Source organism: Bacillus sp. SM2101, assembly GCF_018588585.1.
GTDB classification, from domain to species: Bacteria; Bacillota; Bacilli; order Bacillales; family SM2101; genus Nanhaiella; species Nanhaiella sioensis.
Genome location: NZ_JAEUFG010000010.1, coordinates 1 through 23739, shown reverse-complemented (window position 1 = coordinate 23739; position 23739 = coordinate 1). Strand labels below are relative to the sequence as shown.

General features: G+C 34.8%; 19 protein-coding genes. 6 read left to right on the top strand and 13 right to left on the bottom strand.

The window, feature by feature from the left end:
• Positions 1 to 145: 145 nt before the first annotated feature.
• A complete protein-coding gene (locus JM172_RS11405; RefSeq protein WP_214482429.1) occupies positions 146 to 1396 on the bottom strand; it encodes a M48 family metallopeptidase in 1251 nt (416 codons plus the stop codon).
• A 218-nt stretch (positions 1397 to 1614) separates the two neighbouring features.
• On the opposite strand from JM172_RS11405, the gene JM172_RS11400 reads away from it, so the two are divergent.
• Positions 1615 to 2199, top strand: coding sequence for an SCO family protein (locus JM172_RS11400; RefSeq protein WP_214482428.1), 585 nt, complete (start codon positions 1615 to 1617; stop codon positions 2197 to 2199).
• Between the two features lie 163 nt (positions 2200 to 2362).
• Here JM172_RS11400 and JM172_RS11395 read toward each other — a convergent pair whose 3' ends face one another.
• From JM172_RS11395 to JM172_RS11380, 4 genes are all read right to left on the bottom strand, one after another.
• Positions 2363 to 3157 (bottom strand): ABC transporter ATP-binding protein, encoded by a 795-nt coding sequence (locus JM172_RS11395; protein WP_214482427.1) that lies wholly within the window; start codon positions 3155 to 3157, stop codon positions 2363 to 2365.
• Positions 3158 to 4162, bottom strand: a complete 1005-nt coding sequence (locus tag JM172_RS11390; protein ID WP_214482426.1) for an ABC transporter permease — start codon at positions 4160 to 4162, stop codon at positions 3158 to 3160.
• Positions 4163 to 4457: 295 nt separating this feature from the next.
• A complete protein-coding gene (locus JM172_RS11385) occupies positions 4458 to 5456 on the bottom strand; it encodes an ABC transporter substrate-binding protein (protein ID WP_214482425.1) in 999 nt (332 codons plus the stop codon).
• Positions 5457 to 5696: 240 nt separating this feature from the next.
• Positions 5697 to 6473, bottom strand: coding sequence for an enoyl-CoA hydratase-related protein (locus tag JM172_RS11380; RefSeq protein WP_410629380.1), 777 nt, complete (start codon positions 6471 to 6473; stop codon positions 5697 to 5699).
• 556 nt (positions 6474 to 7029) lie between these two features.
• Here JM172_RS11380 and JM172_RS11375 point away from each other — a divergent pair.
• Positions 7030 to 7854: a hypothetical protein gene (locus JM172_RS11375; RefSeq protein ID WP_250886628.1), complete on the top strand. Its 825-nt coding sequence runs from the start codon at positions 7030 to 7032 to the stop codon at positions 7852 to 7854.
• A 136-nt stretch (positions 7855 to 7990) separates the two neighbouring features.
• On the opposite strand, the gene JM172_RS11370 is transcribed toward JM172_RS11375, so the two are convergent.
• Both JM172_RS11370 and JM172_RS11365 read right to left on the bottom strand, forming a co-directional pair.
• The gene (locus tag JM172_RS11370) at positions 7991 to 9547 is read right to left on the bottom strand and encodes a fatty acid--CoA ligase family protein (RefSeq protein WP_214482423.1); all 1557 of its coding nucleotides are present in this window, start codon (positions 9545 to 9547) and stop codon (positions 7991 to 7993) included.
• 150 nt (positions 9548 to 9697) lie between these two features.
• Entirely contained in the window at positions 9698 to 10429 is a 732-nt protein-coding gene (locus tag JM172_RS11365) for an MBL fold metallo-hydrolase (RefSeq protein WP_214482422.1), read from the bottom strand.
• 255 nt (positions 10430 to 10684) lie between these two features.
• Here JM172_RS11365 and yhfH point away from each other — a divergent pair, with 255 nt between their 5' ends.
• Positions 10685 to 10813, top strand: coding sequence for a protein YhfH (gene yhfH / locus JM172_RS11360; RefSeq protein ID WP_214482421.1), 129 nt, complete (start codon positions 10685 to 10687; stop codon positions 10811 to 10813).
• 125 nt (positions 10814 to 10938) lie between these two features.
• Here yhfH and JM172_RS11355 read toward each other — a convergent pair whose 3' ends face one another.
• A complete protein-coding gene (locus JM172_RS11355; RefSeq protein ID WP_214482420.1) occupies positions 10939 to 13143 on the bottom strand; it encodes a YhgE/Pip domain-containing protein in 2205 nt (734 codons plus the stop codon).
• Positions 13144 to 13208: 65 nt separating this feature from the next.
• Positions 13209 to 13784, bottom strand: a complete 576-nt coding sequence (locus JM172_RS11350) for a TetR/AcrR family transcriptional regulator (RefSeq protein ID WP_214482419.1) — start codon at positions 13782 to 13784, stop codon at positions 13209 to 13211.
• Positions 13785 to 14222: 438 nt separating this feature from the next.
• Here JM172_RS11350 and JM172_RS11345 point away from each other — a divergent pair, with 438 nt between their 5' ends.
• Together JM172_RS11345 and JM172_RS11340 are read left to right on the top strand one after the other, a co-directional pair.
• The gene (locus JM172_RS11345) at positions 14223 to 14966 is read left to right on the top strand and encodes an arylamine N-acetyltransferase family protein (RefSeq protein WP_214482418.1); all 744 of its coding nucleotides are present in this window, start codon (positions 14223 to 14225) and stop codon (positions 14964 to 14966) included.
• 45 nt (positions 14967 to 15011) lie between these two features.
• A complete protein-coding gene (locus tag JM172_RS11340; protein WP_214482417.1) occupies positions 15012 to 15938 on the top strand; it encodes a DMT family transporter in 927 nt (308 codons plus the stop codon).
• Positions 15939 to 16227: 289 nt separating this feature from the next.
• On the opposite strand, the gene hemY is transcribed toward JM172_RS11340, so the two are convergent.
• The 4 genes from hemY to JM172_RS11320 form a co-directional block, all read right to left on the bottom strand.
• Positions 16228 to 17658, bottom strand: a complete 1431-nt coding sequence (gene hemY / locus JM172_RS11335) for a protoporphyrinogen oxidase (protein ID WP_214482618.1) — start codon at positions 17656 to 17658, stop codon at positions 16228 to 16230.
• A gap of 28 nt (positions 17659 to 17686) precedes the next feature.
• Entirely contained in the window at positions 17687 to 18628 is a 942-nt protein-coding gene (gene hemH / locus JM172_RS11330) for a ferrochelatase (RefSeq protein ID WP_214482617.1), read from the bottom strand.
• A 51-nt stretch (positions 18629 to 18679) separates the two neighbouring features.
• Positions 18680 to 19723, bottom strand: coding sequence for a uroporphyrinogen decarboxylase (gene hemE, locus JM172_RS11325; protein WP_214482416.1), 1044 nt, complete (start codon positions 19721 to 19723; stop codon positions 18680 to 18682).
• A 429-nt stretch (positions 19724 to 20152) separates the two neighbouring features.
• Positions 20153 to 22294, bottom strand: coding sequence for a transglycosylase domain-containing protein (locus JM172_RS11320; protein ID WP_352223340.1), 2142 nt, complete (start codon positions 22292 to 22294; stop codon positions 20153 to 20155).
• Between the two features lie 614 nt (positions 22295 to 22908).
• Between JM172_RS11320 and JM172_RS11315 the strand changes: the two genes are divergently transcribed.
• Positions 22909 to 23424 (top strand): antibiotic biosynthesis monooxygenase family protein, encoded by a 516-nt coding sequence (locus tag JM172_RS11315; protein WP_214482415.1) that lies wholly within the window; start codon positions 22909 to 22911, stop codon positions 23422 to 23424.
• The last annotated feature ends 315 nt before the right edge of the window (positions 23425 to 23739 follow it).

The window sequence follows — 23739 nt, the reverse complement described above, 5'->3', positions numbered from 1 at the left end:
TTTTATAGTGTAGAGAAGCGCTCCACAATTTTTCTATAATAAAATATTATATCAGATGAAGTAAGTACTTCACCTGACACTTTTCACCATCTCTAATAAGAAATCACTTAATTTTGAAACATTTATGCTTTCTAACGTTTCTTAGTTATTTTCGCTCCTCTATATAAGCAATTCTCTCTAGTATAGTTGGATGACCATACCTAAATATTTTCACAATAAATGGAGGATTCACTTGACTAAGTCCCGCACGTGACAATTCTTGAAAAGTTTGAATGGCAGCTTCATTGTCCATAGTCATATCAATCGCGTATACATCTGCTGTATGCTCCTGATATCTAGAAACAACGTTTTCCAATGGGCTTGCTAAAAATGTAAGCATAGAAAATACAAGTAACAACAAAGGAAGTGAATGTAGCTCGCTTAAATCACGAATATGTAGAATATCTTTCCACCTATGAATACAAAAATGTAAAATTTTACTAGTTAAATATAAGCCAATAAGAGAGAGAATTAAATAACCCGCTATCCCAAAATAAATATGCTTTTTCACATAATGTCCCATTTCATGAGCCATGATAAATAAAATCTCTTGTTCATTAAGCCTATTTAATGTAGTATCCCATAACACAATTCTTGAGTTATTCCCAATTCCAGTGACATAAGCATTCAAGGCATTTGTTTTTTCGGACATATTAACCTCAAATACGTGATCAGCAGGGATATTCGCTTGTTTTGCCATTTGTAAAATTTCTGCTTCAAGCTCTTTATTTTTTAGTTCGTAAAAATCGTTATAAAGCGGATCAATAATCACTGGTTGAACAAACATTAAAAATAAGGAAAATGGAATTGACAAGACCCACGCATAAAACCACCATCGCTTCTTTGCTTTAGTAATGAGAAAAAATAAAGCATAGGCGATCATGACTAAAAATCCAAAATCAAGCCAGAAATCGATTAATCGGTCTTTTAACCACCCTGATGTAGATTGAGTAGAAATATTGTACATTTTAGAAAAGGTGAAGCTAATCCAACTAAGTGGTAGTGTTAAAACCCCAACAAAAATAGATAACCAAAATACATAAATTGGAATTTGTGCAATTTTTCTTTTTGAAGTTATTTGCGCCCAAGTATTGAATTTGTATGATATTCCTAACACTAGTACAAATAAATAGATAATCCATTCGAATGGTAAGGAGAGAAAAAATAACAAATTTCTTATTTGTGAATACTCTTCACTCAACATAAGCTCACGTTCATTTAAGAACGTAGAAGGATCCGCTCCTGAACCCCTATACTGTATCGGAATTGATGTATCAGCCCAATAAAAAATATACATAGCTATAAATAGCCCAAATAGCACATACGAAATTAACGTCCAACCTACAATTTTTCTCATGAATGTTAGATTCTCCCCCTTGTACTAAGTATAGCTTGCCTCCTTACTAATTGTAAGAAAAATCAGATAAAATTAGTACAAAAATTAGCAATAATTTTTTTGTCATACAAAATTCATGGATATAGACACATCAATATGCAATGTTCATGTATGATTAGTATGTATAGAACCGACTTAATTTATATTGTCAAATTCGAATGGCGTATTGGAGTGAAATCATGAAGAAGCTTTACATTACATTTGTCACCTTATTAGTACTCGGTATTTCATCAGGAATATTCTACTTTTCAGTTTATAAACAATCAGGAATGGAATTTCCGGAAGACGTTGCCATGGAAACAGCTTACGGAGAGCCATTTGTATTTACTGAAATGGAACCAAAGGTACGTCTACTAGAATTTATTTACACAAATTGCCCAGATATTTGTCCGGTAACAACTTATAAAATGAAGCAACTGCGTGAAGATTTTGAACAAGAAGGCGTCTTTGGGAATAAAGTCGAATTCATAACTATTACAATTGATCCCGCTTACGATACAAAAGAAGTGTTGCAGGAATATGGCAAAGCATTTGAATTAAAGCAAGGTGGCCCATGGTACCTTCTTCGTGGAAGTGAGGAAGATACAAAAAAAGTTGCAGAAGCGTTTGAATTCTTATATAGAGATCCTGGTGATGGACAATTTATTCATTCAGCCTATACATATTTATTAGACGATGAAAATAACATCATTGAGATTTTTGGTATGGGAGAAGGCTTTGACAAAGAGCGTGTATTCAAAAGGATAATGCGAACTATTAATTAAGGCATGCTTTCAATGCTTGTGGGAGATATCAGAACATCTCTCCTAAGTTGTTTCTTTGTACGCATACAACAAACCATGCAAATACAGACTATATGTAAAACCGGTGGAGAGTTAATTCCCCACCGGTTTTTATGTTAATCAAGTCTGCTATATAACGCTTATTTTACAACAAAACCGATCGATCACTTGTAAACCCTGAACCACGAATGCGCTGAAACTCTTCTAATAATTGCTCTACAGTCAATTTCTTTTTCTCTACTCCGCTAGCTTCAAAAATAATTTGACCTTTATCCATCATAATTAAGCGGTTGCCCAAGTCTAGAGCTTGTTGCATATTATGGGTGACCATCAAAGTCGTTAGCTTATTCTTTTCTACAATTTCTTTAGTTAAATTTGTGATTAATTCTGCCCTAGCAGGATCTAATGCAGCTGTATGTTCGTCTAATAACAATATTTTTGGATCCGTGAATGAAGCCATTAATAAAGACAATGCTTGACGTTCACCACCTGATAATAAGCCTACTTTTGCATTTAAGCGATCTTCTAGCCCCAAGTGAAGTGTCTCAAGCTGTTCTTTAAAAAACACCTTACGCTTTTTTGTTACACCCTTGTGTAAAGTTCTTCTTTTTGTTCTCGAAAAAGCCATTGCCAAATTCTCTTCAATCGTCATCGTCGGCGCAGTACCTGCCATTGGATCTTGAAATACTCTGCCGATATATTGAGCTCGCTTATGTTCTGGTAGATTCGTTACTTGTTGCCCATCAATTATAACCTCACCTATGTCGGGGTAAATCCTACCTGACACAACATTCATAAGCGTTGATTTCCCTGCGCCATTACTTCCTATGACCGTCACGAAATCTCCTTTATTTAATGATAACGTTATGTGATCTAATGCAATTTTTTCATCAAGCGTTCCTTCGTTAAAAACTTTGAAGATATGGTTAAAATCAAGCATCTATATCACCTCTTTATTCGCTAGTTGCTTGTGATCATTTACGAATGCTTGTAATCGCTGCTTTTTGCGTTTTTTGTCTTTACGTGATTCAAATATTTTAGGAATAATTAATGCACAGACAACTATGACTGCAGTAATTAACTTCAAATCACCTGGTTCTAAAAATTCTACACGCAAAGCAATACTTACAACAATGCGGTAAATAATTGCACCACCGATCACGGCAAATGTCGTTCGCATAATCGATTTCGTACCAAATATTGCTTCACCAATAATAACTGAGGCCAAGCCAATAATAATGATACCTATTCCCATTCCGACATCACTAAAGCCATTATATTGTGCAATGACTGCACCAGAAAAAGCGACAAGGGCATTGGATAATCCTAGTCCAACTACTGTTAAAGCATTCGTATTTGCTGAAAAGCTACGAATCATATTTTTATTGTCACCAGTGGCGCGTAGTGCAAGTCCAATCTCCGTTTGAAGAAAGCGATCTAAAATAAGTTTAATGGCAAATGTAATTATAATCATGAAAATAACAATTGCCCAAGTTTTTGGTATATACCCTGAATACCCTATTGCTCTCAACACATTGACTACACCTGTATCAAACCCTAAACTCTTCCAAAAATCCGTTAAAATTGTAACCACTGTTGTTTCATTTAACATCGGTATATTTGATCTTCCCATTATACGAAGATTAATAGAATATAATGCAATCATCATTAAAATCCCTGATAACAGCGGATTTATTTTTCCTTTCGTATGAAGCAAACCAGTGATACAACCAGCAATAAATCCCGCTAGCAAAGAAGCGATTGTAGCTATAAAAGGATTGATACCATTTACTATTAGAATTGCGGCTACGGCTGCTCCAGTTACAAAACTCCCATCAACGGTTAAGTCTGGAAAGTCTAAAATTCGAAATGATAAGTATACACCTAATGCCATGATTGCATAAATAATACCTGACTCAAATGCTCCGAATATTGCTGTAGGCATAGTATTTTCACCCTTCCAGTTAAAAAATATATTTTTTCAATAAGTTGTTATGAAAAGCGCAAGTGCCTGGTCATCCCCGACAAGTACTGGAGCCTGCGTTTTGCATGAAGGCCTTTTTTGCCTTTTGATAAAATGCCGAATTGACCTCGAGGTGATAGGCGCTGAAACTGTTCATCGATCATTATTATACAAAGAATGAGTTCTCTCAAAAATATTATACTTGCTTACCTTTCAAACAGAAAAATATGTTCCTTTCTTCTATATATAAGAAAGGAACACAATAGTAATCTATTCACTACTCTTCATTTAAATATTCAGCGATATCATCCCACTCGCTATTTAGATCGATACCCATATTTTCAGCTGCTTTTTTGTTAATCTGTAATTTTAAGTTTTGTGGATACTGTACTGGTAGTTCTGAAGTTGTTTTTTCTCCTGTTAATATTTGTGCTGCCATCTCACCGGCTTCATAGCCAATATCAAAGTAGTCAAAACCGTAAGCAGCAAATCCACCATTTTCAACCGAATCAAGTTCACCTACAAACAATGGAATATCATTTTCTTCTGATACCATGATGACTGATTCTAACGCACTAACAACAGTGTTATCTGTAATAATGTATATCACATCAACATTTCCAATGAGAGATTCAGTCGCTTGCTTTACCTCAGCAGATGTTGACACAGATGCTGAGACAATTTCAAGATCTGTTCCTTTCATTGCTTCTTCCACTAGTTTAACTTGTGCATTGGAATTTTGTTCTCCAGAGTTGTATACCATCCCTACACGTTTACCTTCAAAATATTGGTCGATAAATTCAACTGTATTTGGTACTGCATTTGGATGTGTATCAGTTGTACCCGTTATATTCGTACCAGGCCTATCCATTGCTTCTACTAGCTCAGCACCAACCGGATCAGTCACAGACGTAAATACGATTGGAATTTCACTCGTTTCATTTAACACACCTTGAGCACTTGGAGTTGAGTTAGCAAAAATTAAGTCTACATTATCTCCTACTAACTTCTCTGCTATTAAATTACTCGTATTAGGGTCACCTTGAGCAATTTGAACGTCATATTCAACCTCTAATCCCTTATCTGCTAATGCTTGCTTAAATCCATCAAACGCAGCATCTAATGAGTCATGCTCTACAATTTGTGTCACACCTATTTTATATGTTTCTCCAGCATCCCCTGTATTGGATCCACCGCTTTCGTCAGTGCCACAGCCACTCAAAATTAATACTGAAGCAAGAGTACTTCCGAGTATACCTTTCAAACTTTTTTTCATCTTTTAAAACCCCCCTTGTAAACTATTATTCTATGTTTTATTTGTTTCTTTTACACTTTTACGCTTTTATGCTTTTATGCTTCGGTGCTTTTATGCATTAAATTATACATGAATAATATAAAACATCAAGATTTTTTTTCATAATTCGTAATAACTGTTCCATTTGAACAAAGAACAGTGTCTATAAACGTCACACTAATTAATATATGAATATTATTAATTATCAAAAAATATTACTCATTATTTTCCGTGAAATTTAGGAGGTCGCTTCTCGGAAAATGCATGTAGAGCTTCCAATCGATCTTCGGTCGGAATTGTTACTTCATATGCTTTTCTTTCAATTTCCAGACCTGTTTGTATATCAGTATTCATCCCCTGCTTAATAGCAAATTTTGCTTGTTGTAAAGCAACAGGGCCATTTTTCAGCATTTCATTAGCAAATTGTACACTTTCGGCTATTAAATGATCTTTAGGTACAACTTTAGTAACTAAACCATACGTTAAAGCCTGTGCAGAATTTAATCTCTTAGCTGTCAAAATTAATTCTAGAGCTTTTTCTGTTCCTATTATTCGAGGTAGACGTTGTGTACCGCCAGCACCTGGTATAATAGCTAAACTCGTTTCAGTTAAGCCTAATTGTGTACCTTCAACAACGAAACGAAAATCACAAGAAAGAGCTAACTCGAGCCCACCACCAAATGCATAACCATTTATTGCAGCTATTGTCGGCTGAGGGAGTTTATCAATGTTTGTGAATAATTGACCGATTTTAGTTAAATTTCTTTTTACTTCTATGTCAGATAATGTTCTTCTCTCTTTTAAGTCTGCCCCTACTGAAAATGCCTTATCTCCTGTCCCAGTAAAAATAACAACTCTAATATCGCTACTAGCATGTATTTCTTCAATCTTTTTCTCTAGACTACATAGCAAATCGTAATTAAAACAATTAAGAGCCTCAGGACGATTTAATGTAACAGTTGCAATATGATTTTCAACATGCAATTTTACGACACTAATAAGATCACCTACTTCATTTTTTTTCATAGTTATTGTTCTAATTCTAAGTGAAATGAATAAATTCCTTTTTTTAAAGAAAAATCATTCAGAAAATTTTGTTTTTTATAGATTTATGCGCTGTTTGACAAAATATAAACACGTATACATCTAGCATTGGTGGCATCCTTTCTACATTTAAAATGATTAAGTTCTTATACAACTCATCGTAGTGTCCATTATTAGTAATGCTGTTTTCATGTTGTTTTTTCGTATTAAGAAATAAACAAGTAGTCAACTAGCATTCGTGGTACCTTTTCTTTCATACGACGATGCCCAACATATAAAACCACTTGTTATCGTACTAATTTGATAACAATAGCAACAGAGTTTAAGAAAAGAGCTTTGACAAACTATTTATATGTATAAATGTCATGAAATTGTGATACTTTTCACATTGATAGCAAAGAATTTTAGCAGTATAATTATGGTATACCGAACGTTCGATACGTTATCATTCAAATTTTTTCATGACATTATTTTATATTAAAAATTAAATAACGTAGAGGATGAGATGATTATGAATATTACCATTTGGCCACACGTAATTACTATGCCTATTTACTTTATTGTTTTAATATTCATCGTCGCTTTTTTCAGAAAGCACTATAAACTAGCAGCTTATTTTTGGATTGCATCTCTATTTACATTCCCATTATGGATTCTAGGTGGAGTTGAAGGATGGTTTCGCTGGGCGAAAATATTAAGTGTCATCTTACCAACCATCATCGTTGGCTTTTCGCGTATAGCCGTTTACGAAAATAAAAAAGGCAAAATATGGGATTTTCTAAAATCAGAGCAATTTCTATGGTTTTTCTACGCCATCTTGTTTTTAAATATTATGGAAGCAACGATAAAAGATGCTACTATGGGTAATTACTTTAATGCAGCAACCGGGTTTCTCTTATGTGTCACCATACCATTCGCTCCAAAGTTTTGGAAGATTACTACTGAAAAACATGGAGATCTTATAGCTTATACGACTGCTTCTTGGAACTTTCTCTATACAACATGGAACGCTTGCTTCGTCTATGCTGAGAGTCCTGTCTATTTTGCGAGTTCATTAACTATTTTACTTGCAGCAGAGCTATACCCATTGATGAAAGGACGTCCAGAATTATATATTACTGCTCGAGTATATACACTAGCTGCACACCTGCTCTTAAGAGCAAGTTTTGATATATTCCCTATGACGATGGATTCCTCTTCTTGGTATAATCCAGAAGTATTAAAAACATGGGGCATGATTAACTTCATCTTAATCGTTCCATATGTCTTTTGGCATATGTGGCAATTACAAACTGGAAAAGCCGAAAAAAGCTTTAGACGTCAGCGTGCGGCGTAATTCCCATCTCTATTTGAATTTTTTGAAAGCGCTTTACAAATAAAAGGTCAGACCCTAGCTAAACTGGGGCTCTGACCTTCATGCTGTTGATCTATTTGTATATGTTACAATTAGCCTATATCTTATGTTGCTACAATTATAAGCTTGTTGTTGCTTGCTGTTTTAAAGCACGTCTTAATATTTTTCCTGTTGTGTTTTTTGGTAACTCTTCTATAAACTCTATTGAGGTAGGGATTTTATATTTTGCTAGATGCTCTATACAATAATCAAGGACTTCTTTCTCAGTAAGTTGGTTGTTTGTTGTTACTACAAAGCTTTTTACTGCCTCACCAAAGTTCAGGTCTGGAACACCAATGACCGCAGCCTCGATAATATCTGGATGATTATATAGAACCTCTTCTACTTCTCGTGGATATACATTATATCCACCTACTAGTACCATGTCTTTTTTTCTATCTACAATATAAAAATACCCCTCTTCATCCATACGTGCCAAATCACCAGTGTATAACCAGCCATCCATAATCGTATGAGCAGTTTCTTCAGGCATTTTATAATAGCCTTTCATCACATTTGGCCCACGAACAATAAGCTCACCTACTTGTCCAGGTGGAACTTCCTCACCCATTTCGTCAACTACCTTATTTTCTATGTTAAAAATACTTGTACCAATAGAGCCTGGTTTTCTTGGACGATCTAGCGGATTAAAGGCAGTAACTGGCGATGCTTCAGACAAACCGTAACCCTCTGATACGATAACATTAAACTTTTGTTCAAAACCTTTTAACAGTGCTACTGGCATTGATGCACCACCAGAAATACAAAGACGTAAAGATGCTAAATCTTCTTTATTTCCCTCTGGATGTTGTAATAAAAAGTTATACATCGTTGGGACACCTGCAAAAACTGTCGCTTCATATGTCTTTGCAACACGAAATACTTCTTCGGGACTAAACTTTGGTAATATTATCAACGTTCCACCATTCATAAGTGGCGCATTCAGTGCAACGGTTAGGCAAAACACATGAAACATCGGTAATGTAGTAATTACTCGGTCAGTATCACTTAATTTTAAATATTGTGCAACATCTATCGCATTACTATACAAATTTTTATGAGTCAGCATTGCCCCTTTTGGTTTCCCAGTTGTTCCTGATGTATAAAGGATAACCGCTACATCATCTTCAGCTAATGTTGGACCTTCATAAGTAAAGCTTCCTAATGAGATTATCTTTGAAAACGATTTCATTTTTTCAGATGCAACAATTGCAGATGAATCAACACCCGCCTCTTTCCCTTGTGGTGTTTCACAATAAATGATATGCTCGACACCTTTCATGATAGGAAGCATAGGTTCTACTTGTGGAAGTAAAACATCAAAGGTAATAATCGCTTTAACATCCCCATTATTAACGATATAACTAATTTCATCGGCAGTATAAATAGGATTAATAGGTATAATAGTTGCTCCTACCTTCAATGCACCGTAAAGCGAAATTACAAAGTAAGGTGAATTACCTAATAAAAGTGCAATGTGATCCCCTTTGCCAATACCTAGTTTGTCTAACCCACTAGCAAACGCATTCACAGCACTATCTAGCTCAGCATATGTGCTAGCTTTATCTTGAAAAATATAAGCTGGTTTTGCTGGGTATTTCTGTGCAGATTCTGACAAGCGCGAAGTTAAATTCAAAATACTCCCTCCCTATTATAATGAATGAGTAACCATTCATTTTTTCGGCATATTAATATACACTTCTATTATATTGAAATAATCTAGTTTACTCAAGGAACGAAATAAAAAATTTCTGAAATTTATTTCATTTCATTATTTTTAACTATTTCAACCCCAAACATAGCCAGTCTTTGCAAGCGTTACATTACCTTGATATAGTTTTTCAGCTTCCCTAATTAATTGTTCATGCTCACCAAAGTGAGGAAGATGTGTTAGTAAAAGTTCCTTGACTTTTGCTTTATTTGCGATATAACCAGCTTCTTCACTAGTCATGTGTCCAGCGTTCGTTCCATTTTGATTTGCATATAAATTGCTTTCACAAATAAATAAATCAGCTTGTTGAGCAAATGAAATAAATTTCTTATCAAAACTAGAGTCAGCTGTATAAACTATTGATTGACCACCTGCTTGTATTCTCATTGCATAACACATTACCGGATGAACTGTTTGAATAAAGGTAATGGAAAAAGGTCCAATGTGTAATTTTTTTTCAGGGTTATATGCAATTCCTCTTGAAATATTTTTATACGATAGCCTATCAAACTCTATTTGATCATGTGAATGTCCATAAATCGGTAGTTCCTTCAGTTCTTTCCCCATAAAACGGTGAATTAACAAAGCGTATTGTAGAGGGCCAATGTCTGCAATATGATCATGATGATAGTGAGAAAGTAAAACAGCATCTAGTTGGTCAATTTGAATAAATTTTTGAAGTTGTGATAGAACCGCACTTCCGCAATCAACTAATAATGAAAAACCTTCATGCTCAATTAAGTAACCTGACGTTGCTTCTCCTGCGGCAGGATATCCACCCCAATATCCAATTACTGTCATCTTCATCTTCATTCTTCCTTTCAAAATACTCCTATTTCATTTCATTGTACCCTTTTACACCTAAATATTACACTGGCTTACTTGAACCTGCTAGAACCTAACCGTTCTTCGTTAAATATCGTGGATACACCTAAGAGCCATTTATGATGAATGTATGCGATCAGTTTTGCCTATTTACAAGCTTTGTTACAAAACAGTTATTGACTAAACAAAACTGTTATAATACAATATATACATAACATAATTCGGAGGGGATACGAAATGATTGAGAAAAGTAGTGACTTCTTCAAAAACTTACCACCAAAAAAATGTACTGATTGTAATAAAGAAATAGATGAACAACATGAATGCTATGGTAACATCTGTAACGATTGTCTTCATGTTAAATAATAAAATTTATAAATAATAGCCTGCTGATAACCAATCAGCAGGCTTTGTTCTATGCTCTAATATTTTTTCTTTATTTCAGGAATCAGTTGAATAGACTCTCCACTTGAAATTCCAAGATTTGTTCATTATGATTGTGCAGCATTTGCTCCATATTTACGCTTAAACTGCATTACAAAATATAATAGCGTTCCTAATGACATCAATACAATGAACATTAAGAGGATTGTTGCATTTTGCCACATAAATCCATAATCACCGCTTGATATTACTGCCTTCAACCCTGAAACTGTATAGGTCATTGGTAATAATGTATTAAACGGTTGTAATACATCTGGAATTACTTCTAACGGGAACGTTCCGGCACTAGTTGTTAATTGCAAAATTAAAATAACTATTGCTAAGAAGCGTCCTGGATCATTAAAGCAAGTCACTAAAAACTGAATCAATGTGATAAAGGTGACACTAGTTAGAATGCTAAACAAGATAAATAATGGGACACTTTTCACTTCAAGACCTAAGCCATATAATAGCACTGCATCGGCTATTAGCGCTTGAATTATACCAACTATAACCAGTACTCCAAATTTACTAATAAACCAACTAAACGGATTTTTTGGGGCTGCGACCGTTTCACGTAAAGGAAATACAATCGACAAGAGCAATGCCCCCACAAACAACCCTAAACTTAAGAAGTATGGCGCAAACCCTGTTCCATAGTTTGGTACTTCATTCATTTTCTTTTCTTCGACTGTTACTGGGTCTGCGAACATATTATACATATCATCGTTACCTGATATTTCCGATGTCTCTGTGGAGGCATCAGTTAATTTCGTAGAAAGTTCATTCGTTCCGTCAGAAAGCTCTCCAAACCCATCAATTAATTCTATAGATCCATCTGCTAATTGACTAGCTCCATCTTCTAGCGCCAAAGAGCCAGTTGCTAATTCATCTATACCAGCTGATAATTTATTACTACCGTCTAGTAAATTGCCAGTACCTACTTGTACCTCTGTAATCTTTTCTCCGAATAATTGAAGCCCTCCTACAAGTTGATCTTGACCATCTAACAGTTTAGTAGCACCATCAACTAGCAGCTGTTGCCCTTCAGCCAACTCGATTATTCCAGTTTGTAACGCAAGTTGTCCTTGATGAAGCTTATTCATTTCTGTTGAAAGTACTGTTGCACCACCATTGATTTCGTCAGCAGCAACCGTTAACTGTTCTAATCCACCATTTACTTCTTTACTTCCATCTATTAAGCTCGCCATTGTTACTTTAAGTTGTTCCTTTTGTTCTTCAGGTAACGAATCCAACATTGGTTGAATAACTTCATTTAGTTGTTCAATACCGTTTGACAACTCGGTTGACCCAGCTGCAGTTTGTTCTGCTGCTTGCTTCCATTGTTCTATTGATCCAATTAACTGTTGGGTCCCTTCATTTAACTGTAAGGATCCATCTGTTAATTGAGGAATAGAAGACTGAGCTGTTTCCACTCCCTGTAGTGATTGTTGCAAACCATTTGACAATTGTTCTGTACCAGTTTGAGCTTCAAGAGCTCCAGCTAACAATTCTTCCTGGCCTGTCTTCATTTCCTCAAATCCATCTTTTAAAGCTGTTACGCCATCAACTAATTCTTTTGAACCATTATTTGATGCTTGTAACCCTTCCTTAAATGTAATTGTATTGCTTGCTAGCCTTGCTAAATTTTCTTGCAACGTAATTGCACCATCGTTAAGTTCGGTAACTCCATCATCAATCTTACTTGCACCATCACTAGCCTCTGTTAAACCATCTGCTAATTCATCAACATTGTCAAATAAGCTTTCTGCGAATGTTGCACTAATTTCATTCGCTAGCTCAGCTTTAATTTTTTCAATTGCAGATTCTCCAATTTGTCCAGCAAGAAAGTTATAACTTTCATTCGGTATATATTTAAGCTCTAGTTTGGTAGGGTTATCTTCTAACAATGTTGTAGCACGCTCAGAAAAATCTGCTGGAATTTCAACCATCATATAATAATCTAGATTGTCTAACCCTTCTTGAGCTACATTTTTATCGACAAAATCCCATCCAAAACCTTCATTATCTTTTAATTGGTCTACTAGATCATCTCCTATGTGCAGTTCTTCATCATTATACTCTGTTCCAGTATCTTGATTTACAACTGCTACAGGTAAGCGATCCATTTGATCGTATGGATCCCAGAAAGCCCATAAAAACATCCCACTATATAACAGCGGAATAAACATTAACACAATGATTGGAACAATGAGTTTCTTGTTCGTTACCATCGCTTTTAGTTCTTGAATTAACAATGATATTCCTCTCATAGTATCCCCCTAGTAACATTTGACTGTTTTGTTCATTTGGTCAATAATGCTGAAAAATTTAAGGATCATCTAATTGATAATCCCTCTAAGAAATAGAGCTCGAATAAGTGTAATATTTGTTCCTTACCTAAAGGTTCGTGATTTTTTTCCCAATCAAAAATTAATGCAATATACAATTTCAAAAAAATAAATGCAGTCATTTCTGGATCACAATTTCTCATTTCTTTTTTATCTATTGCAACGATAATTTTCTGTTTAATAAATCCAATAATAGCATCTTCGAGTTTAACCATAGCTTCTTGAACTGCAGGTGTACCAATCTGATTTTCCTCTTCAATTAACTTGATCATCAGTTGATGTCTCTTTCTAAATTCCAATATTTTGTATAAAGCTCTGTGCGCATTCTCGTAGAAACGTAATGTTGGATCAATTGCTTCTTCTGCAGCCTCTTTCATTTCGGCAATTAATGAAGATGTTATTTCGTCAAATAACTCTTCTTTATTTTTAAAGAATGTATATATCGTACCTTTCCCAACGTTAGCTAGCTTTGCGACTTGATCCATTGTTGTTGCTTTGTACCCAAACAGAGAAAAAGATTTTGTCGCTGCGTCTATTATTAGTTGTTTTCGATCTTTAACCACTACTACACCTCATTCCACAACTGACCAAATGAACATTTTAGTCATTTAGTATGAAAATACTATAACACAAGGCCAAAACTTTGATCAATACTTTTGGTATCAATTTTATAAAAACAGTTTTTTCTAAAAAATGCAAACGTATTCACACCTTCAGTCTGTAGATGTATGAAAGTTCCTTTTCGTATCGGCTTAAATTCGTAGCAATCATTCAATACAAATACCGATTTATTCCAATTGTATATACGTTACGCTTTAGACATGGATCTTTTCGTTACAATTTAATGCATTAGGCAAGTTGTTTATTATATCCAGTTCTCATTCGATTTTAAAAAGTCGAGATAGATGTAACAAACCATTGTTAACTACATGTAGTATGATTCGTAGGGAAACCACCATTTGTACGAAAAACAGCCTAATGTAAATAAAGGAGGAATACAGATGAACATGAATCATTATTTACAAAGAATAGGTATACACTCCCTCACCGGTGAAAAAGAACAAGACTTGAGAAGCTTACAACGACAACACCTATACACAGTTCCATTTGAAAATTTAGATGTCATAAACAGCGTACCCATAAAGCTTAATTTAACTAATATCTATCATAAAATCGTGAATAATGAACGAGGTGGCTTTTGTTATGAATTAAATGGCTTATTTAATTGGCTACTAGAGAAGCTCGGCTACAAAGTAACGATGATTTCAGCAACAATATCGACTGGGAAAGATCAGTGGTATAAAGCAAATAGCCATTTAACGAATTTAGTAACTATTAATCAACGCGATTATTTGGTAGATGTGGGCTGCGGGGATACAGTCCGTTCACCAATACTATTAACCGGAGAAATTGTTGAGGATATTAGTGGAAAGTACCGCATACAAGCTGTTGACGATATATTTTTTGATTTACAAAAGCACATGAATAATGAATGGAATACACAATTCCGCTTTAGCAAAACACCAAGAGAATATGACTTCTTTAATGAGATATGTCATTGGAATCAAACTAATCCACAATCTAAATTCACACAGCAGACAATCGTTACAATTGCAACCCCTAATGGCCGAGTAACGGTAACTGATGAGCACATCATTATAACTAATGATGATCAGAAGTCAAAACAAGCTTACTCAACAAGCGAATTTAACACGATCTTAAATTACTATTTTGATATTAATTGATAGGACACCTTTGATCTTTATTATCGACCTTAGGGGGATTTGATTATGAACGATAAACCTGCTTTACCTATTTTAGCTGGAGTAATAGGTGCTGTGTTGGGTGGCCTTAGTTTTTTATTTTTAAAAAATGTCGTAAGCATGACTACTCCATTAAATATTTTATCGATAAGATTTACGATTGCTTTTCTAGTAATCGCACTCCTTGTTTTAAGCAATGCTGTAAAAATTCAATATTACAATAAACCAATACTTCCTCTTATTTTATTTTCAACCATCCATCCAGTACTCGCATTTTTGTTGCAAACGTATGGCATGAAGTATACAACTTCAAGTGAAGCGGGAGTTATAACAGCACTTGTTCCTATTATCGTCATGATATTGGCTTCTGTGTTATTGAAGGAACGAACTAACATTACGCAAAAAACTTCTATTTTGCTATCTGTCGGTGGAGTAACATACATTACTTTAATGAAAGGACTTGAAACTGATGGAAATCTTGTTGGTATCACACTCATTGTTTTATCCGCCCTTTCAATGGCACTATACACAGTATTAATCAGAGAAATTGCTAAACAATTCACAGCTATGGAAATCACCTTTGCGATGATGGGTATTGGTATGGTTATTTTTAATATCCTCCTATTTTTGTCACCTGAAAGGGTAGATTACTCCATGTTATTAAATACAAGCTTTTTGTTTTCAATTTTGTATCTAGCTATAATATCTTCTCTACTTGGAGCTATGTTAAAAAACTACGCTTATGCTCGAATGAAAGCCTCTCAAGCAGGTGTATTTATGAATCTAGCTACTATTGTAAGTATTATTGCAGGCGTATTTATTTTGAATGAGCCATTTTACAGCTATCACCTGATAGGTTCAATGTTGATAATCTTAGGGGTTGTTGGTGTTCATCTACAAAGAGTTAATCTCAAAAGGTTTTTTAAAAATAAAAAAAAGACAAAAGAAAAGTGAAAAGCTCAATACCTAATCGGTAATAAGCAACTTGAACATCGGTGAATCGAGTATGTAGCTACTTCGTCTGTTTAGGCTCTTTTCATAAACTTTGTTGCTATTATTTCTAAAATGGACAGTTTGATGAGTTTTAGGAGAATTCAATAATTATAAAAGTAGAAAAGATGCCACGAACGCTAGATATATACGTGCTTAACCTTAGAACGAAAAGCAACAATCAATGCGAAAACAGCCTTTGTTTAACACCTATAGAATCGAGGAGGTATATAAAAAAAGAGGCTAACTATAATTAGTTAACCTCTACTAGTTCTTTTGAATGCGTTTGGATATATTCTAAAACTTTCTTAACTGCCTCTTCTCCTTGATCTATACAATCTGGGATACCTAAGCCTTCGAACGAGCTTCCTGCTAAAAATACGCCGGGTAATTCCTTCTCCATTACTTCCTTCACATTCTCCACTCGTTCTTTATGCCCAACAGTGTATTGAGGCATTGATTTTTTCCATCGAGTTATAATAGAAAACTCTGGATCGCTAGTAATATTCATTGTTTTATTTAAGTCTGCCAAAACAACCTTTATGATCTCGTCATCCGTTTGATCAACAATTGCTTCATCTCCAGCTCTACCTACATAGCACCGTAACAGGATTTTTCCTTTTGGTGTTGTATGTGGCCATTTCTTATGTGTCCAAGTACATGCAGTGATGGTATAATCACTATTTCTTGAAACAACAAACCCTGTACCATCTATGTCTTTGTTGATTGCCGACTGCGGAAATGCAAGTGCAACTGTAGCAACTGAAGTTGATGGCATATTCTTAAATTGGTCAAAAAACGAATAATCAGCAAGAATGTTTTGGGTAATTTCATGTGGTGTTGTAATAACAACCGTATCAGCTATTATTTGCTCACCATTACTTAAATGAACGATATATTCATCATTTACCTTTTCTAACTTGATCACACTTGTGTTCTTTAATACTGAACCAGTATCTAACTTCTCCTCAACTGCTTCAACTAATGATTGTAAACCAGTTGAAACAGTTAAGAACATTCCTTTTGCTTTACCCTTTTCAGCATTTTTCGCTTTTCGCGGTGTCATACTCTTCATTCCGACTATTAAACTACCATGCTTTTGTTCAACTTGATAAAATTGCGGAAAAGTTGATAATAAGCTCAGTTTGTCGATATCACCTGCATATATACCTGACAGTAATGGCTCTATTAAATTTTCTACAACTTCATCACCTAAACGTCTGCGGAAAAACTGTCCTAATGATTGATCACCAACTACTTTTGATTTAGGTAATACAAAATCAGCTGCTGCTCTAATTTTACCGAATGGCGAAAACAGCCCTGTTGTAACAAATGGAGCAATTTGTGTAGGAATTCCCATAATGGAGCCGCCTGGCATCGGGTGTAAGTTCCCTTTTACTTGTACAAAAGATTGTCCGGTAGAATTATTTACTAGTTTATCCCCTAGTCCCACCTCTGTTGCAAGTCTTGATGCACTTCTCTTTCTTTCTAAAAAAGAATCTGGTCCCTTCTCAATAACAAAGCCATCTCGTTCGGCTGTTTGAATCTTTCCTCCCAGATGATTGGAGGATTCTATTAACGTACATGCTAAAGAAATCCCTTTCTCTCTTGCTTCCTTTTGCAAGTAATATGCTGTTGTTACTCCAGTGATACCACCACCAATTACGACAGTCCTTCTCTTCACATTACTCACTTGCACATCGCCTTCTTTATTATAGTTTTTTATTATCTAATTCTTTTAACACAACTGAAGCCATTGCATCTATGAAATCTGAGTTCGTATTTGGCATTTCAGGACGGTAGTATGTTGCATTCAATTCATCAGTAACCATTTTACATTCAATGTCATTATCATATAATACTTCCAAATGATCGGAGACAAACCCAACAGGTATATATACGAATGTCTTATACCCTTGTTCTTTATACAGCTGTCTAGTTAAATCTTGTACGTCTGGTCCTAACCACGGTTCAGGCGTATTACCAGCACTCTGCCAGCCGATTACATAGTCAGAAATCTCCGCATTCGTTGAAATTAAATCAGCTGTGTGCTGTAATTGCTGCAAGTAAGGGTCACCATTAGCAAGGATTTTTTCAGGTAAACTATGAGCTGATACTATAAGTACAGCATTATTCCGTTGCTCATCAGACATTTTATGATAAGTTTCTGTCACCTTTTCCACCCAATAATTGATAAATTTAGGCTCATCATACCAACTTTCAATTGCATGAATGTTTGGTCCACCTAGTTTATCAGCAGCTTCCTTAGCCCTACCATTATAAGATTTAACACTGAAAGTTGAAAAGTGCGGCGCTAAAACAATGCTAACTGCTTCTTCAATTCCGTCGTCTTTCATTTGTTTCACAGCATCTTCAACAAATGGCTCAATATGCTTTAAGCCAAGATAAGGTTTAAATTCAATCTCCTGCTGAATATCATTTAAATGTGAAGCAAGCTTAGCTGCTTGTTCTTGGGTAATTTTAGCGAGTGGAGAAATTCCACCAATTGCTTGATATCGTTCTCTAAGATCCTCAAGCATATCTATAGTTGGTTTTCTTCCACGTCGGATATGAGTATAATATCTTTCTATATCTTCCTCATTGTATGGTGTCCCATAGGCCATAACGAGCAAACCCATTTGTTTCTTCATAATTTTATTGCCCCCTTTTAATCTCTAAGCCAATATACCCCTTCTACATCTTTGTTACTTGTTTAATGAATAATCATGGATAAATGCAGTAAGACGTTTTAAAGTTTCGGGTTGAACTTCCGGAAATACCCCATGACCGAGATTAAAAATATAACCAGGTAACTCCATACCTTGATCTAATATTGCTTTAGTTCGTTCTTCAATGACATCCCACGGTGCGAGTAAAATTGCTGGGTCAAGGTTTCCTTGTACTGGTTTATGAATACCTATAGACCTAGCTTCTTTTATCGGAAGTCGCCAATCTAAACCTACAACATTTAACGGTAAATCATGCCATTCTTTAGCTAAATGGCTTGCACCAACACCAAACATAATTAATGGAACTTGCTCTTCACTTAGTTCTGAAAAAATTCGATTCATTATTGGTTTAATAAAATAACGATAATCTGCAACATTTAATGCTCCAACCCATGAATCAAATATTTGTATCGCACTAGCACCTGCATTAATTTGTGATTTTACATATGTAATAACCATGTCTCCTAACTTGTCCATTAAAGCAAACCAAGCAGTTGGTTCTGCATACATAAAGGCTTTCGTCTTATTGTAATTTTTCGACGGACCTCCCTCAATCATATAGCTAGCAAGTGTAAATGGTGCTCCCGAAAAACTAATTAGTGGTACATTTAATTGTTCTGTAGTCAATAATTTAATTGTATCAAGAACATATGGTACATCAGCTTCCGGATTTATTTTCCCTAGATTTTCAACATCGTTTAATGAACGTATCGGATTCGATATAACTGGTCCAATACCTGATTTAATTTCTACGTCAACCCCCATTGCCGGAAGAGGGGTCATAATATCTTTATATAAAATTGCTGCATCAACATTATATTGCTCAACTGGAAGTCTCGTCACATAAGCACAAAGTTCTGGTTGATGAGTAATGTCAAAAAGCGAGTATTTTTCTTTTATCTTTCTGTATTCTGGTTGTGAGCGCCCTGCTTGACGCATGTACCAAACAGGCACGTAATCTGTCTTTTCACCTCTACATGCCTTCAAAAACGTATCATTTATAATTGTGTTGTTTGCCATAAAGCCCATCCTTTCATTATTCCACCTAAATATCATATAAGAACTCTTATTTCCAATCAAATGATACATATTATTATACAAAACAATACACTGATAGTAGTATGTATATCTTGTGAACGTTTTCTTTTATTCAATATGAAGACTTGGCTGTAGCCAAGTCTATCGTTTTATTTATACAAGCCCTCATCATAAATTTTGTTATCATATTAACTTAAAAAGGACACCTAGGCGTAGTATGAATGTAATTTCTCTCCTTTTTTTAGAAGGAAAGATCCTCAAAATCTTATTGATTGGATTTCTTACTACGCAAAATATAACAAAGAATGCGAAAATATCGTTGTACAAAAACACTATTAACTATAACTGTTTATACTATACTTGTATATATAACATTTGAAAATGTCAATAAATCGACCATAAATAACATGATTACTCATCAAATGTAAAGAATTGTGGCTTAACATTATTAGAGGGACTCCCCTCTTCACCTGTAATCGGATTATAAGGAACGACCTGATAATTAGGTATCGAAAAAATATTGACAGATGAAATAGCAAAGTTTCCTTTTCCTGTAACCGTACCTATAAGTGTTGCTTTATTATTTTTCTTTTCATAAATTCGATACTTGATTCTTTTATCCTCGGCAGGTGTCCATTCTAGATTTACAGAAAAAAAACCATATGGTTTGAAAGAGAGTTGTGCAAATAAATCATTTATCTCTTTTAATCGGATTGGTTGTTCTAGATCCTTTACTTGCTCAGGAATTTGAAAAGCTAAATGTTTACTTTCAGATGTCTCTTCTATAATTTTTTTAAATAATAGGGTTGGCTGACTACTACCTTTTGTTAAATAATGAGATTTATCTGTCTTGTCATACCCCATCCACAATGCGCCAACAACTGTAGGTGTATACCCTACAAACCACGCATCTTTTGTCGCATCTTCAACTGGCTCGTACGATGTCGAACCAGTTTTTCCAGCTAAAGCCCCTGAGTATTTTCCCATTTGTGCTGTTCCTTCGCGAACGACCCCCTCTAGCATGCGAGTCATATACCAAGCTGTTTGCTTAGAAAATACACGTTTTTCTTCTTTATTAAATTTACCAATCACCCGATTATTACGGTCTTCTATTTTTGTTATAAAGTGAGGTTCAATGACTTTACCACCTTCAGCAAATGCGCGGTAAACTTTTGTTAAATCAATAGGAGAAACTCCTTCCTCTAATCCTCCAAGTGCCATTGCAAGACCTTTATCTTTTATAGGAATTCCAGATTTTTCTAAATATTCTTTTCCATAATCGATACCTAAGTTATTTAACGCCCATACTGCAGGAGCATTTGCAGATTCAATAATAGCATCATACATCGTTATTTTATCTTTATAAACATCGTTGTAATTATGCGGTTCATAATCACCATATTGTAGCAGTTGATCAACTAATAATGAGTAAGGATCAAATTCTTCTTTCTCAAGTGCAGGACCGTATACGACTATGGGCTTAAATGTAGAACCAGGCTGCCTTTTTACGATTGCACGATTCAAGCCCTTTTGTACATAGTTACGACCACCAATACAAGCAATGATCCCCCCTGTTTTATTATCCATTAAGACAAAAGCGCCTTCCACATTTTCATCTGTACCAGCAAAATTATTTGAGTCTTGGAAGAACTCATAAGCCTTTTGTTGTACAGTCGCATCTAAGGGCACAGTAATTTTGTATCCACCCTTTAATAATTCGTTATTCGTCAGTCCATATCTTTCTTCTGCTTCCTTGACTACTAAATCTATATAAGATAATAAATACATATTTTCATTCATTTGATTAATATCTAACGCTAACGTTCTACCTTGATAACGAACTGCATCCTCGGGTGTAATATACCCTTTTCTTTCCATCAAACTTAAAACAAGATTTCTCCGATCAAAGCTTTTCTCTGGCTGTAGTATAGGGGAATAATTAGTTGGAGCTTTTGGTATCGCAGCTAATAACGCTCCTTGTTCTACAGTTAGTTCAGACACATGTTTGTTAAAATATAATTGGGAAGCAGCTTCAATCCCATAAGCACCGTGCCCAAAATATATTTGGTTCAAATACATTTCTAGCAGTTCTTGTTTACTATATTTTTTTTCTAAATTAAGGGCGATAATTACTTCTTTTGTTTTTCGTAGCCACGTTTTTTCATTGGAAAGGAAGATGTTTTTAGCGAGCTGTTGTGTTATCGTACTTCCTCCCTCCACCTTCTTTCCTTCAGTAATATCTCTATATAATGCCCTCATAATGGCTCTTAAATCAACTCCATGATGATTATAGAAACGTTCATCCTCCACTGATATAAATGCCTGCTGTACATGTTTAGGAATGTCTTGGATAGAGACCAATTCTCTGTTCTCTATAAAAAGCTTTGCAATTAACTCATCCTCATCACTTACTAATGTTGAAGCAGAGTTCATCACAAGCTTTTTTTCATCAACTACATAATCTCCAGCATATATTATAAATAAATATGCAACTAATCCGACAAAAAAAGTAAAAAATATAATTACACTTGCTTTACCAATCACTTTAAGCACGTAACATCACCTCCAAATGACGCATGATAAAACTGACAACTTGATAGCGACCTCGACAGTACAGCTATACTATATTGAATTATTCATTCATGCAACTATTAATTATTATTCATGTAAATGTTTCACAATATGTAAAAAGATTAAGCTCTTTTTGTAAAGTTTGTTGTTATTCTTAAAAGCTCTTTTCGTAAATTTTGTTGTGCTCAAGATGTCGTTTAACAAGAAAAGATACCTGGAAATCTAGTTGTTAAGTATGAAACTTAATACGCAAAACAACAATGAATGGGGAAAGAGCCTAAGAATAAGCGCTTTGTCCAGCATGACACAATTAATACTTACCCACTCGTCCTAGGATATTGTTACTGATATACCTCGTTCTCCAAGCCTCTCGAATCGTTTCGCTTCAATCTATAAAGACAAAAAGTCCTTCATGACTTGATGCTCCAAACTTGTCGAGGGGAGTCACTGATGACGATATTCACCGTTGCTCACAGGGTGTTGAAAGAATTTATATTAAAATCGACTTCGCTTTTCTAAAAAAGTTAACAATTTTTTCAATTTTATGGATTGGGACAATGGGAGAAATTGTTATAATGATAGTGAGGTGATGAATGATGAAAATTTATCTGACACATGGTACGTATCATTATTTAAAAACCAAAAAAGATGAGTTTTCTAACGAGCTAATCGTTCTCATGCAAAACGAAGATCAAACTTTATTATTACATGAAACCAACCGAAATTGTGTCTTTAACGAACCTCGAAAATATGATGTGCTAGATTCAGAAGGTAGCTTCCCACTAAAAGGCTATGTTGTTATGAATCACGTTCCAGTATCAGAGGAAGGAAGACCTGTCTTTGAGTATAGATTTAGCAAGCGCCCCGGTCTTATTGACAAAGAACCTGGGTTTATTGCGATGCGTATTTTAAGGCCAATGAACAGCGATACATATATCATTATTACAGTATGGCATAATGAACAAAGCTACCAAAATTGGCAAAAGTCCAACGCATACGAAAAAACTCATGAAAAAAGAGGAACTCCGGAAGGCGTTGATCACTACAAATCGTTTTTCCCTCGACCTTCTTATTTAAAAACCTATTTCATCACTGACGAAGATTTATCATAATCCCTAAGTTTCATTAATTATTTATTCATGTATGCACATAGAAAAATAAAGCTTTTCTCGTAATCATTGTTGCTATTGTTATCTAAATAAGTACTATAATAAGTTGTTTTATATTGTTAGTCATTGTTGTACAAAAGAAAAGATGCCACGAACTCTAGTTGTGTACGTGTTTTCTTCTTAATATGAAAAACTACAATCAATGCAAAAACAGCCAAAATAAAAAACCAGATGGTATAGATAAAATGTACCCTATAGAGTAGACACTTTAAAAAAGTCTCCCTATAGGGTACATTTTTGTATAATGGAGAAACACAA